Below are 13,354 nucleotides of genomic sequence, written 5' to 3' on the forward strand. Positions count from 1 at the left end.
GCTCTTCCTGACCATGCGCCAGCCCAGGATTGGCCTGGCCCTGGCAGGCGGAGGCCCACTGGGCGCCATCTATGAAGTTGGCGCCCTTTGTGCTTTGGAGGAGGCCGTCGACGGCCTGGACTTCACCGCCTGCGACGGCTACATCGGCGTCAGCGCAGGCGGCTTCATCGCCGCCGGCCTGGCCAACGGCATGACGCCGCGCCAGCTCTGCGCCGCCTTCATCGAGAACACCGCCGGGGCGCCCGACCGCTTCGACCCCGCCGAACTGCTGCAGCCCGCCTGGGCCGAGTTCGGCGAGCGCCTGCGCCTGCTGCCGCGGCTGCTGGGCGACGCGGCGCGCGAGGTGCTGCTGGAAGGCCGCTCCGCACTCGGCGCCATCGAGCGCCTGGGCCGCGTGCTGCCCACCGGCCTGCTGTCCAGCAACCGCTTCGCCGAGGCGCTGACCCGCGTCTTCGCGCGGCCCGGCCGCACCGACGACTTCCGCCAGCTGCGCCACCGCCTGGTGCTGGTCGCCACCGACCTCGACAGCGGCGAGGCCATCCCCTTCGGCACCGAGGGCTGGGACCATGTGCCCATCTCGCAGGCCGTGCAGGCCAGCGCCGCGCTGCCGGGGCTGTTCCCGCCGGTGGAGATCGGCGGCCGGCACTACGTGGACGGCGCGCTGAAGAAGACGCTGCATGCCTCCGTGCTGCTGGACCGCGGGCTGGACCTGCTGATCTGTCTGAACCCGCTGGTGCCCTACGAAAGCGACCGCCTGTCCAACCGCGAGGCGCGCTCGCGCCGCGCGAAGAAGCTGGCCAGCAAGCTCGGCCGCCCGGCCGTGCGCGCGCTGCAGCCGCGCATCCACCGGCTGGTGGACGGCGGCCTGCCGCTGGTGCTGTCGCAGACCTTCCGCTCGCTGATCCATTCGCGGCTGGAACTGGGCCTGCGCGGCTACGAACTCAGCCATCCCGAGACCGACATCCTGCTGTTCGAGCCCGACCCGCGCGACGCCGAACTGTTCCTGGCCAACACCTTCAGCTACAGCCAGCGCCGCCACCTCGCCGAGCACGCCTACCAGGCCACGCGCGAGCTGCTGCGCGAGCGCGCCGCGACGCTCCAGGCCCAGTTCGCCCGCGCCGGCCTCACGTTGCGCGAGGATGTGCTGGCCGATCGCGAAGCACGCCTGCTGCCCGCACCGGGCGAGACCCGCATCGAGCAGGCGTTGCGCTCGCTGCGCGGCAGCCTCGCCGTTCTGGAGGCTCGCGGCGCGCAGCACCCCTAGAAGGCGCACCGTTCCTCAACCGAGCGGATGCCTCGGGCAGAGGCGGCGCCCACACTGACTGCGCCGTCGCATGGCATCGGGCCGGCGATGGCGTTGTCACTTCCTGGGAGCAGCACCATGCCCATCGAATCCATCTCCGACCCTTCGCTCACCGGCCGCGCGCTGACCGAGCCGCCCCAGGGCGCCGCCGCGCCCGGCTGTGCCATCAATCCGTACGCCCTGGCGGAAGTCGTGTCCGGCAAACGCATCGACTGGAAGCAGGTTGCCAACAAGCCGGCCCTGCTCGAGCAAGTGCTGGGCATGCCCTACGAGGAGCTGTTCGACCCGAAGTTCGGCGGGCCGCTCTACATCGGCGGCGCGCGCCAGCCCGACGGCAGCATGCGGGCGCAGCGCTCGACGCTGCTGGACATCGAGATGCCCAGCGGCCCCAACGACGCGGAGCGTCCGCCCATGGCGGAGCTGGGCGGGCTGACCAGCCTGAAAGACATCGCCCGCACGCTGAACATCAACTCGCTGGACGACCTGACCGTCGGCTGCATCGACTGGAGCCGTGCCACCAAGCTGCGCCTCACCTTCGACCTGCCGCGGGCCGTCAGCGACCTGCGCATGGCGCGCCACTACACGCCCGACCTCGTGCGCACCGTCAGCCACGACCCCGCGCTGCAACTCGGCAACAACCAGGACTGGACGCCGCCCAATGCCAGCTGGCAGGACGGCGGCCGCTTCTTCGACGAGACCGCCGAGTTCTACGACCCCGTGCAGGGCGCCGTGGCCAACTGCTACTTCATCGCCGCGCTGTCGGCCATCGCCTGGGCCCAGCCCTACCGCATCGCCCAGCACACGCGGGCCACGGGCGCCAGCCAGAGCCAGTTCTTCGACCGCGTGACTTTCTACAAGCCCGACAACCAGGGCATCGACCGCGAGATCGAGGTCAGCGAGACTGTGCCCAAGACGGCCGGCGGCAACTTCATCTACGCACGCTCCAGCGAAAGCGGCGAGGCCTGGCCCGCCATCTACGAGAAGGCCTTCGCCAAGCTCGAGACCGGCACGACGACCGACCACCCCGACATCACCGCCACCGGCTGGGGCGACTGCGTCTGGGCCACGGCCCAGCTCACCGGCGGCAGCCGCGCCTACCACGACACCGCCTCGCGCTCGGCCGACCAGCTCTGGCACACGCTGCGCAGCCACTGCCTGAGCTACCGCACCATCCGGCCGATGACGGCCTGGACCTACGGCTCCGGCGCCGATGCGCCCGACCCGGTGGACTACAGCTCCGCGCAGGTGGTGGGTTCGCACTGCTACACGGTGCTGGGCTGGGCCTACCGCAACTGCAAGCGCTACATCCTGCTGCGCAACCCCTGGGGCAACACCGAGGCGACGGTGAACGCGCTGGATGCCACGGTCTACGCCCACGACGTGAGCTGGTGGCGCCCGATCGCGCTGAAGGAGGTCGACGGCACCTTCGCGATGGAGATCGGCACGTTCAAGCGGTACTTCGCTGGCTTCGGCGTGGTGAGCTGAAGCCCCTCGCCCGGCCCTCCGCGGGCGCTCGGCCCGCGGCTCAGACAGCGTCCACCAGCCTGCGCGTGATCGCCGCCCGCAGCGGCGGCAGGTGCCGTGCCACGTCGATGACGGCGCGGCGCAGCGCCAGCATCGGCGCGCGGTCGTCGGTGAAGAAGCGCACCAGCGCATTCGTACCGGCATAGAGCGGCCCGGCAGCGCGGCGATGCTCGGCCTCGTAGGCCTGCAGCGGCCCGGGCTCGCCGGGGTCGCGGCCGGGGCCCAGGCGTCGCGCCAGCGCGTCGATGCCGTACAGGCCCAGGTTGTAGCCATGCGCCGTCACCGGGTGCATGCCGACGGCCGCGTCGCCGATCAAGGCAAAGCGCGGCGCGACGAAGCGCTCGGCCCAGACGGCCACCAGCGGATAGACATGCCGCTGGCCGACGACGTGCATCGCGCCCAGCTTGCCGTCGGCGGCCGCCTCGATGGCCGCAGCCAGCGCCGCATCGTCCAGCGCCGCGATGCGCGGCAGCTCGGCGTTCGCCACCGTCCACACGGCCGAGCAGCGCCGCCCCGTCATCGGCAGCAGCGCCAGCGTGTGGCCTTCGAGGAAACACTCCTGCGCCAGGCCCTCGTGCTCGGCCTCGTGGGCCAGCGGCACCAGCAGCGCGCTGCGGCCGAAGTCCTGGTGGCGCGCCGCAATGCCGGCCAGCCGGCGCAGCGCCGAGAAGCGGCTGTCGGCCGCCACGACCAGCGGCGCCGCATGCAGCTCACCGCAGGCGGTACGCACACGCGCCTGCAAGGCGTCGCGCTCCAGGCCGACGACGCTGTGGCCGCACAGCACGTCGATGCCGCGCTCGCGCGCACCCGCCCAGGCCGCCGCGCGGATGCGGTGGTTGGGCACCAGCCAGCCGAGGTCCTGCCCCGCCGACTCGAAAGGCAAGACCTGGCGCGAGCCGCTGGAGCGCACGCTGGCGCGCCGCAGCGGCGCGATGTCGGCGAGGCGCTGCCACAGGCCCAGGCCTTCGAGCAGGCGGCGCGAGCGGTGCGTCAGCGCGATCTCGCGGCCGTCATCCGCGGGCTCGGCGAGCTGGGCCTCGCCGGCCTGCTCCAGCACCTGCACGGCCAGGCCACGGTCGTGCAGCGCGCAGGCGAGCGCCAGGCCGGCGGGGCCGGCGCCGCAGATCAGCACCTGGGGAAAAGTGGGATTCATGAAGAAGACGGACGAGCCCGGGACAACGCTGCAGCCTAGGCGCCATCGCACCGCCCCGTCTTGACCCAGGTCAGGTCGCCTCGGAATCCGGCTCGGCTTCTTCCAGCGTCTGCAGCTCGACCAGGCGCCGGTACAGGCCGCCGTCCAGGCCCATCAGCGCCTCGTGCGTGCCGCGCTCCTGCAGGCGACCGTGGTTCAGCACCAGGATCTGGTCGGCCGCGCGGATGGTGGACAGGCGGTGCGCAATGGCGATGACGGTCACGCGGCCGCGCAGCGCCGTCAGCGCCTCGCCGACGCGCTGCTCGGTGGCGCTGTCGATGTTGCTGGTGGCCTCGTCGAGGAACAGGATGCGCGGCGCACCGGCCAGCGCGCGCGCCATCGCGATCAGCTGCTTCTGCCCGGTGGACACGCGCGCGCCGCCTTCGCCCAGCCGGGTGTCGTAGCCCTGCGGCAGCGCGGTGATGAAGTCGTGCGCGCGGGCGGCCTGCGCCGCGGCCTGAACGGCGGCCTCGGTGATGCCGGGCCGGCCCATCGCGATGTTCTCGCGCACGCTGGCCGCCATCAGGTACGGCTCCTGCGGCACCAGGCCCACGGCGTCGCGGAAGGCCGCGTCGGGCACGGCTGCCAGCGGTTGCCCATCGACGGTGATGCGGCCTTGTTGGGCCGTGTAGAAGCGCAGCAGCAACGACAGCAGCGTGCTCTTGCCGCTGCCGGTGTGGCCCACGATGCCGACGAAGCTGCCGGCGGCGATGTCCACGTCAATGCCATGCAGCACCGGGCGCGCCGGGTCGTAGCCGAAGGTCAGCCCCTCGATGCGGATGGCGCCCTGCGTGACCGGCGCGCCGTCCTGCGGCGGCCCGCGGAACTCGTCCTCCTCCAGCAGCGCCCGCACGCGCGACGCCGCCACCATGGACTGCTGCAGCTGGCCGAACTGCATGGTGATCTGGATCAGCGGCTCCACCACACGGGCGATGTAGGCCAGGAAGGCGTACAGCAGCCCCACCTCCAGCCCCGACAGCTCGCGCCGGCCGAAGCCGTAGATGACGGTGACCAGCAGCAGCACGTTGAGCAGGTCCAGCGCCGGGCGCAGCAGCCAGGCGTTGGCGCGCAGCTCGGCGATGCGAGAGAGGCGGTGCTCGGCGTTCACCGCCTCGAAGCGCTCGCCGAAACGCCCCGCCGCGCCCGCCGCCTGCAGCACCGCCATGCCGGCCATGCTCTCGGCCATCTGCGCGTTGATGTCACTGCGCAGCTGGCGCGTGCGCGCCACGGCCGGGGCGGACAGGCGCTGGTAGGTCTTGATGATGACCACCATGGCCGGCACCAGCGTCGCGACGATGAGCATCAGCCGCCAGTCAAGCCAGGCCATCGCGACCAGCGAGCCGACGACGACGATGGTCGAGTCCAGCATCACATACAGCACCTGCCGGTACAGCTGGTTGACGGCCTCGGTGTCGTTGGTGACGCGGCTGACCAGCTGGCCGGTGATGGCCTTGTCGAAGAAGGCCATCGGCAGCGCCAGCACATGGGCGTAGACCCGCTCGCGCAGCCGCAGTACCGAGCGCCGCGCCACGCCGGCCATGCGCGACAGCTGGGCGTAGCGGATCCAGCTCGACGCCCAGCCCGTCAGCAGCACGGTGGCGAGCAGCGCGCCCATCGCGCCGAGGTCGTAGTGGCCGGGCAGCAAGTAGTCGTCGATGTAGCGCTTGCCGAGGATGGGGGCGATGGCTTCGAGGCCGGCGGCCAGCAGCAGCCACAGGCCGCCGCGGACGAGCTGCGGGCGCTCCGGCCGCGCCGAGTCCATCAGCAGGCCGACGCTCTGCCACGGCTTCTCTAGGGTCCTTGCCATCTCAGCTGTCCATTCCACACTCGCGACGCATGAAGCTGCAGCATTCCGGGCCGAGCGCTGGGCCGCTCCCGAGCCGGCCCGCACCGGCGATGGGCTCGCGGCTCGATGCCGCGAGCATCGCCGTCCCCTCGGGGGACCGGTCAGACGCACCGCGTTCAGCGGCGTGCGGCTGGACGAGGGGCTTCACATCACTCGGCTTCAAGGCTGGCCTCGATCTGTTGGTAGCGCCACTGCACGGCATACCAGCCGCCCAGGCGCAGCAGCTCGGCATGCGTGCCGCGTTCGACGACATGGCCCTGCTTGAGCACGATGACCTCGTCGGCATCCATCACGGCCGACAACCGGTGCGCGACGACGATGACGCTGCGGTCGGGCCGCGCGGCGCGCAGCTCTCGCAGGTGGTCGAGGATGTCGGTTTCGGTGCCGGTGTCGACGGCCGACAGCGCGTCGTCCAGCACCAGCAGCGGCGCGTCCGACAGCAGCGCCCGCGCGATGGCCACGCGCTGGCGCTGGCCACCGGACAGTGTCACGCCGCGCTCGCCGACCTCGGTGGCATAGCCGCTGGGCAGGCGGACGATGTCGTCATGCACGGCGGCCAGTCGCGCGGCCGCTTCGATCTCGGCCGGCGTGGCGGCGGGCCGCGCCAGCGCGATGTTCTCGGCCACCGAGGCGGAGAACAGGAAGGGCTCCTGCGGCACCCATGCGATGTGGGCGCGCAGGGTCGCCAGCGGCAGCTCGGGCAAGGGCAAGCCACCCAGCGTCAGCCGGCCCGCATCGGGCTCGGCCTGGCGCAGCAGCAGCCGCACGAAGGTCGACTTGCCGGCGCCGGTCGCGCCGACGATGCCCAGCGTCCGGCCCGGGCGCAGCGTCAGGTCCAGGCCTTCGAGCGCGGGCCGCTTGGCGCCGGGGAAGGTGAAGGTGAGACCTTCCGCCCGCAGCTCGGCGCGAGGGGGCGGCGCCGCATGACCGTTATCGGCCAGCGTCAGCGGCGCATCCAGCACCGGCGCCAGCCGGGCCCACGCGGCGCGGCCGCGCTCCAGCAGCGCCAGCACCCAGCCGGCCGCGAACATCGGCCAGATCAGCTGGCCCAGGTACATCGTGAAGGCCGTCAGCTGGCCGATGCTGATCTCGCGCTGCGCCACCAGCCAGCCGCCCACGGCCAGTGCGATGGCGGTCGCCGCGCCCAGCGTCATGCCGACGGCGGGCTCGTAGGCGGCCTCCCAGCGCTGCGATCGGAAGGCCGCCTCGGCCGCGTTCCCGGCCAACTCGCCGAAGCGCTGCTGGCTGCGGCCGACGAGGCCTAACGCCCGCAACGTGCGCACACCGGCCAGGCTTTCCTGCACCTGCTGGTTGAGGTCGCCGAAGCGGCTCAGCGAGTCCTGCGCGGCTTCATGCAGGTGCTTGGAGATCCACCAGAACGCCAGCGCCATCAACGGGAACGGCACGAGCGCCGCCAGGCCCAGGCGCCAGTCGATGGCGAGCGTCATCATGGCCAGCACGAGGACCAGCGTCTGCGTGCCGTCAAAGCCGGCGAGCATTGCCTCACCCGCCGCCTGCTCGACGGCGTCGATGTCGTTGGTCGCCAGTGCCATCAGGTCGCCGGTGCGCTGCTGCTGGAAGTAGGCCGGCCCCTGCAGCGCCAGCCGCGCGAACAGCCGCGTGCGCAGGCGCGCGCCGAGCTTGAACGCCGCCCTGAACAACGCCAGCCGCCAACCCACGCGCAGCAGGTAGATCACGAGGCCGGCGGCGACGAGCAAGGCGAGCTGCTCGATGAGCGCCGGCCCCTTCAGGCCGCCGGCCACCAGCGCGTCGACGACATGGCCCACCTGGCGCGGGATCCAGACGGTCAGTGCGGCGATGCAGGACAGCATCGCGGCGGCGGACGCATAGGCGTGCCAGTGCTCGCGCACGAAGGCGGCGAGCATGCGGGTGAGGCTGTTCTCTATTCGCACAACGCAACGAAGACTTTAGAAGCTGACAAGTCTGTACTCGAAGGTTGTGCTCGGAAAGCCGCAGTCTCTTCGCATCGCAGCGATGGCGGCTGCATACGCTCGTTGAAGAGTGTTCTCCCTTACCGAGCCACGTTCGGCAGAGTTTTTCCTGATGAGGTCTAGCAATTCGCCAACCGCGTTCATCACATCGTCAGGAGCCCACAGCGCTGCCTCGTCGTAAGCCTCCAAGAAGCTCATTCTTTGCTCGTCCTCCCGCTGCGTACTAGCGCTGAGAAAGACACGCATGGAAACAGCAAGCTTGCCGTACACATTCCGACGTCGGACCAAAAGTTCTTGTTCTCGAACACCCGTCAACTTTTCACGCTCAACAATTCGAGCGGCCCAGAGTCCGCCAAGCCACTGCGTTAGTGCAAAAACCAGAGCGGCACCGCCACCCAATCCGATGAAAACTGAGCCAGCAATGGAAAGTAGATCGAGAAAGGTCATGGCGAAGTGCAGATTACCGGCGGCCGACGAGTGTCCCTTGGTGCTTGCCAAACATCCACAACCCGGCCCACGTCAGCACACCGTTCAGCAACAACAGCTCCAACCCGATCCGATACCCCCCATACGGCTGCCCGAAGTCCAGCACCGCACACAGCAGCGGCGCCGCCACGCACACCGCCACCAGCGCCCGCCCCGACACCTGGCGCGGGGTGAACATCGCAAACGCGAACAGCCCGAGCAGCGGCCCGTAGGTGTAGCCCGCGAGCTTCAGGATCAGATAGATCATGCTGGCGTTGTCCAGCGCCTTGAAGCCAAGCACCAGCAGCAGGAACAGCGCCGCGAAGCCGAGGTGCACGCGCCGGCGGGTGCGGGTGTCTTCCTTGCCCACCCGAAGCAGATCAAGACATGTGCTGGCGGTCAGCGCCGTCAGCGCACCGTCCGCGCTCGGCAGCAGCGCCGAGACCAACGCGATGACGAAGACCGCCTGCACCCAGGCCGGCAGGTATTGCATGACGACCGCGGGGAAGAGCGCATCGCCGCTGACGTTCAGGCCGTGTTCGCGTGCGAACAGCGTCAGCAGCCCGCCGAGCAGCAGGAAGGCCGCGACGACGACGAGCATCAGCACGGCCAGCACGAGCAGGTTCTTCTGCGCGTCGCGCAGCTTGGCGACCGACAGGCTCTTCTGCATCATTTCCTGGTCCAGCCCCGTCATGGCGATGGCGATGAACATGCCGGCCAGCAAGGCCTTCACGGAGAAGTCGCGGCTCAGCGGGTCGCCCACCCACACGCGCGACAGGCCCGTGGCATCCAGCTGAGCGAAGGCGTCCGGCCGCCACAGCAGCACCGCGCAGACGACGAGGCCCGTCAGCATGCCGGCGGTCTGCAGCGTGTCGGTCCAGACCAGCGCCTTCACGCCGCCCTCGACGGTGTAGAGCAGGATCATCACCAGCACGACCGCCGCACCTACCGCGAAGGGCACGCCCAGCGGCTGCAGGATCAGCGTGTGCAGCACCGCGACGACCAGGTAGAGCCGCGCCGTGGCGCCCAGCGTGCGGCTCAGCACGAAGTAGGCCGAGCCCAGCCGCTGCGCCGCCGGCCCCAGGCGGTCGCCCAGCAGGCCGTAGATGGAGGCCAGCTTCAGCCGGTGGTAGGCCGGCAGCAGCACCAGGGCGATGACGGCATAGCCGACGACCTGGCCGAGCGCGATCTGCAGGTAGGTGAAGCCGCTGGCCGCGACCGAGCCCGGCACGCTGATGAAGGTGACGCCGGACAGCGACGTGCCGACCATTCCGAAGGCGACAACCGGCCAGGGACTTTCCCTGCCCCCCACATAGAAACCCTCAGCACCGGAACCGCGCGAGACGCACCGCGCCAGTACCAGCAGCAGGCCGAAATAGGTGAGAACCCCGATCAAAAGCAGTGCAGGCGGCATGGGCCGGGATGATGCCCGAGGGCGGGTTTGCGCGCCCCCACGAACGGGGTGGATCAAATCGTCATCAAGCCTCCCTACGATGCGCCCCGTTTGGGCAATTTTTACTAACCCGTCATGCAACTGAAACCCCTGGTGTCCCTCCTCGCCGCGGCCTTCGCCGTGCCCGTCGCGCTGGCGTCGACGAACGGTGTCGTCATCAGCCAGGTCTACGGCGGCAATGGCAACGTCTACAAGAGCGACTACGTGGAGCTGTTCAACGCCGGCGCTGCGCCGGTGTCGCTGAACGGCATGTCGGTGCAGTACGCCAGCGCCACGGGCACCGGCAACTTCGTCGCCGTGCCGCTGACCAACGTGATGCTGCAGCCTGGCCAGTACTACCTGGTCAAGCTGGCCACTGCCGCGGCGGGCGCCGACCTGATCACCCCGGACGCCTCCGGCAGCACCGACCTGTCGGGCACCAACGGCAAGGTCATCCTGGCCAGCCAAGCCACGACCATCGGCTGCAACGGCGGCTCCAACGCCTGCTCGGACGCGCAGAAGGCGCTCATCGTCGACCTGGTCGGCTACGGCACGGCCAACTTCTTTGAGGGCGCGGCGTCCATCGCCTCGAACAGCACGAGCGGCCTGTTCCGCGCCGCCAACGGCTGCACGGACACCGACAACAACCTGGCCGATTTCAGCCGCGGCACCCCGGCGCCGCGCAACACGGCGAGCACGTTCAACGCCTGCGGCGGTGGCGGCGGCAACGCCCCCATCGTGCCGAGCTGCCCCGACGCCGTCGCCGTGGCCGGCACCGCGTCCGGCTTCTCCGTCAGCGCCAAGGACACCGACAGCCGCGTCACGGCCGTCAGCGTCGTCGGCAGCCTGCCCGACGGCGTGGCGCTGGACAGCTTCGTTGCCGCCAGCGGCGACGGCGTGGCCGCCACGCAGTCGTTCAGCGTCGCCAACACGCTGGCCGCCGGCAACTACAACCTCAGCCTGAAATGGGACAACGACGAAGCGCAGACCGCGAGCTGCACGTTCAAGCTGACCGTCAGCGGCATCGTCACCATCCCGGCCATCCAGGGCTCGGGCGCCAAGAGCACGATGGACGGTGCCAGCGTCACCACTAGCGGCGTCGTCACCAAGCTGATCAACAACGGCTTCTACCTGCAGGACCCGGACGGCGACGGCGACCCGGCCACGTCCGACGGCGTCTTCGTCTTCACCAGCACCGCGCCTACCGTCGCCGTGGGCGACAAGGTGACCGTCTCGGCCAAGGTGCAGGAGTACTCGGTCTCCACCAGCGCGGCCAGCCAGGCCAACCCGCTGACCGAGCTGAGCAGCGTCTCCGCCGTCACCGTCGTCAGCACCGGCAACCAGCTGCCGCAGCCGGTCGAGGTGAGCCTGGCCGCGCTGGCCACGCAGTCGGCGATGGAGCGCTACGAGGGCATGCTGGTGCGCATCACCGACGCGCTGACTGTCAACCAGACCAACTTCGTCGGCAGCTGGGGCCAGCTGACCGTGTCGGCCGGCGGCCGCACGCTGACGCCCACCAACGTGCTGCGCCCCGGCGCCGCGGCCCAGGCCTTGCTGGCCGCCAACCTGGCCCGCAGCGTCGTGCTGGACGATGGCAGCGCCACCAAGTTCCCCAACCCGACGCCCTACCTCTGGCAGGACGGCACCGTGCGCGCCGGCGACAGCGTCGAGGGCGTGACCGGCGTGGTCGACTTCGGCCCGTCGACCGACTCGGCCGGCGGTCCGCTGTCGTACAAGATCCACCCGACCGCCGCGCCGGTGTTCGCCCGCCCGACCGCCCGCCCGGCCACGCCGCCGGCCGTGGGCGGCAACCTGCGCGTGGCCAGCGCCAACGTGCTGAACTACTTCACCAGCGGCAGTGGCGGCGCGTTCGTGGCCGGCAGCCCCAGCTGCGGCAGCGACTGCCGCGGCGCCAACACGCTGGCCGAGTTCAACCGCCAGCGCACCAAGATCCTGGCCGCGCTGTCGGGGCTGAACGCCGACGTCGTGGGCCTGATGGAGATCCAGAACGGCGGCAGCAACTTCGCCGTGCAGAACCTCGTCGACGGCCTGAACGCCATGCTGGGCGCCAACACCTATGCCGCCGTGCCGCTGCCGGCCGCCGGCACGGGCACCGACGCCATCCGCGTCGCGATGATCTACAAGCCGGCCAAGCTGGGCCTGATCGGCGCGTCCATGTCGGACACCAACGCCGTCAACAGCCGGCCGACCTTCGCGCAGGGCTTCGTCGCCCCGAACGGCGAGAAGTTCGCCGTCGCCGTCAACCACCTGAAGTCCAAGGGCAGCTGCGGCTCCGGCCTGAACGCCGACCAGGGCGACCTGCAGGGCTGCCACAACCAGACCCGCAAGGAGCAGGCCCAGCGCCTGCTGGCCTGGCTGCCCACCGTCAAGGCCACGGCCCAGACGGAGGACGTCATCCTCATCGGCGACTTCAACGCCTATGCCCAGGAAGACCCCATCGAACTGCTGACCACCGGCGGCCTGGTGGACCTGGTCGGCAAGTTCGACCCGGCCGACTACAGCTACGTGTTCGACGCCGGCGCCGGCCGCCTGGACCACGGCCTGGGCACGGCCAGCGTCGCCGCCAAGGTGGTGGGCGCCACCAGCTGGCACATCAACGCCGACGAACCCGAGTGGACCGACTACAACACCGAGGACAAGGCCGCCGGCAACGACTGGTACCAGCCGACGGTGTTCCGTGCGTCGGACCATGATCCGATGTTGATTGGGTTGAGTGTGGTGAAGAAGCTGGGCGGCACGGCCGGTAACGACACCATCGTGGGCACCGATGGCGACGACGTCATCGAAGGCGGCCTGGGTCGTGACACGCTGACCGGCAAGGCCGGCGCGAACCAGTTCGTCTACCGCACTGGCAGCGACGGCCTGGACACCATCACCGACTTCAAGCCAGGCGTGGACAGCCTCGTCTTCACCGACCTGCTGAAAGCCGTAGGCATTAACAGCGGTGCGCCGCTTGCCACCGGCCATGTCACCTGCGTCAACCAAGCGGACGGCGCTCTGATCGGCTACGACCCCGACGGCTCTGCCGGCGCCGCTGCGTCGCGCCCCGTCGCCAAGCTCAAGGCCGTGCTGTGCGCCGCAATCAACGCGGCGTCGTTCAAGTTCTGATTTCTTGCAAGGAGAACAACATCATGCAATTCCGCCCCCTGCTGATCGCTGCCGCCGCGCTCATGGCCGCGTCGGCCCAAGCCGCCACGTTCAACTTCAACGGCGTCATCGATGCCGGCCCGCTGGCGGCCGACAGCGTGCCGTTCTCGGGCAGCTTCAGCTACACCGACCCGGTCACCGGTTCGGGTTTCGAACAGATCGCGCTGACGGCCTTCTCGCTGAATTTCCTGCTGACGAACTTCCCGCTGAACGCGGGCGCGACGGCGGACTTCGACAACGGCGTATTCCTGGGCCTGAGCTACAGCCATCTCTCCAACGCCGACTTCACGCTGACGATGACCTCCGGCAGCATGGACGTGACCGACGCCTTCCTGCACTACACGCCCACCGGTGGCATCGAGAGCAGCGGCGGCTACAGCATCTCTGCCGTCCCCGAGCCGGAGAGCTACGCCCTCATGCTCGGCGGCCTCGGCCTGGTCGGCTGGATGGCCCGGCGTCGCAAGGCCTGAGC

Annotated in this window: 9 protein-coding genes; 4 read left to right on the forward strand and 5 right to left on the reverse strand. The window is 70.2% G+C overall.

The annotated features are described in order from the left end of the window. Positions 1-13 precede the first annotated feature (13 nt). Both ASD35_RS08090 and ASD35_RS08095 read left to right on the forward strand, forming a co-directional pair. Positions 14-1,264, forward strand: a complete 1,251-nt coding sequence (locus ASD35_RS08090) for a patatin-like phospholipase family protein (RefSeq protein ID WP_056874341.1) — start codon at positions 14-16, stop codon at positions 1,262-1,264. A gap of 117 nt (positions 1,265-1,381) precedes the next feature. Beyond that, complete coding sequence (locus tag ASD35_RS08095) at positions 1,382-2,788, forward strand: C2 family cysteine protease (protein ID WP_056874342.1); 1,407 nt, start codon at positions 1,382-1,384, stop codon at positions 2,786-2,788. Between the two features lie 40 nt (positions 2,789-2,828). On the opposite strand, the gene ubiM is transcribed toward ASD35_RS08095, so the two are convergent. From ubiM to ASD35_RS08120, 5 genes are all read right to left on the reverse strand, one after another. Next, positions 2,829-3,980, reverse strand: coding sequence for a 5-demethoxyubiquinol-8 5-hydroxylase UbiM (ubiM, locus tag ASD35_RS08100; protein ID WP_056874343.1), 1,152 nt, complete (start codon positions 3,978-3,980; stop codon positions 2,829-2,831). Positions 3,981-4,050: 70 nt separating this feature from the next. Then, the gene (locus ASD35_RS08105; RefSeq protein ID WP_056874344.1) at positions 4,051-5,826 is read right to left on the reverse strand and encodes an ABC transporter ATP-binding protein; all 1,776 of its coding nucleotides are present in this window, start codon (positions 5,824-5,826) and stop codon (positions 4,051-4,053) included. A gap of 188 nt (positions 5,827-6,014) precedes the next feature. Then, a complete protein-coding gene (locus ASD35_RS08110; protein ID WP_056874345.1) occupies positions 6,015-7,751 on the reverse strand; it encodes an ABC transporter ATP-binding protein in 1,737 nt (578 codons plus the stop codon). 42 nt (positions 7,752-7,793) lie between these two features. Continuing rightward, a complete protein-coding gene (locus ASD35_RS27045) occupies positions 7,794-8,264 on the reverse strand; it encodes a hypothetical protein (RefSeq protein WP_157275431.1) in 471 nt (156 codons plus the stop codon). Between the two features lie 13 nt (positions 8,265-8,277). Beyond that, positions 8,278-9,696 (reverse strand): sodium:solute symporter, encoded by a 1,419-nt coding sequence (locus ASD35_RS08120; protein ID WP_056874347.1) that lies wholly within the window; start codon positions 9,694-9,696, stop codon positions 8,278-8,280. 114 nt (positions 9,697-9,810) lie between these two features. Between ASD35_RS08120 and ASD35_RS08125 the strand changes: the two genes are divergently transcribed. After that, complete coding sequence (locus ASD35_RS08125; RefSeq protein ID WP_056874348.1) at positions 9,811-12,843, forward strand: ExeM/NucH family extracellular endonuclease; 3,033 nt, start codon at positions 9,811-9,813, stop codon at positions 12,841-12,843. Between the two features lie 23 nt (positions 12,844-12,866). Continuing rightward, entirely contained in the window at positions 12,867-13,352 is a 486-nt protein-coding gene (locus tag ASD35_RS08130; protein WP_056874349.1) for an FxDxF family PEP-CTERM protein, read from the forward strand. Positions 13,353-13,354: the final 2 nt, after the last annotated feature.

It is taken from the genome of Pelomonas sp. Root1444, assembly GCF_001426885.1.
GTDB lineage: Bacteria > Pseudomonadota > Gammaproteobacteria > Burkholderiales > Burkholderiaceae_C > Pelomonas.

What these genes read in the sequence shown, in the direction of transcription:
- ASD35_RS08090 (WP_056874341.1), top strand. Translation starts at nt 14, where the DNA reads ATGCGCCAGCCCAGGATTGGCCTGGCCCTGGCAGGCGGAGGCCCACTG.
- ASD35_RS08095 (WP_056874342.1), top strand. Translation starts at nt 1,382, where the DNA reads ATGCCCATCGAATCCATCTCCGACCCTTCGCTCACCGGCCGCGCGCTG.
- ubiM (WP_056874343.1), bottom strand. Translation starts at nt 3,980, where the DNA reads ATGAATCCCACTTTTCCCCAGGTGCTGATCTGCGGCGCCGGCCCCGCC.
- ASD35_RS08105 (WP_056874344.1), bottom strand. Translation starts at nt 5,826, where the DNA reads ATGGCAAGGACCCTAGAGAAGCCGTGGCAGAGCGTCGGCCTGCTGATG.
- ASD35_RS08110 (WP_056874345.1), bottom strand. Translation starts at nt 7,751, where the DNA reads ATGCTCGCCGCCTTCGTGCGCGAGCACTGGCACGCCTATGCGTCCGCC.
- ASD35_RS27045 (WP_157275431.1), bottom strand. Translation starts at nt 8,264, where the DNA reads ATGACCTTTCTCGATCTACTTTCCATTGCTGGCTCAGTTTTCATCGGA.
- ASD35_RS08120 (WP_056874347.1), bottom strand. Translation starts at nt 9,696, where the DNA reads ATGCCGCCTGCACTGCTTTTGATCGGGGTTCTCACCTATTTCGGCCTG.
- ASD35_RS08125 (WP_056874348.1), top strand. Translation starts at nt 9,811, where the DNA reads ATGCAACTGAAACCCCTGGTGTCCCTCCTCGCCGCGGCCTTCGCCGTG.
- ASD35_RS08130 (WP_056874349.1), top strand. Translation starts at nt 12,867, where the DNA reads ATGCAATTCCGCCCCCTGCTGATCGCTGCCGCCGCGCTCATGGCCGCG.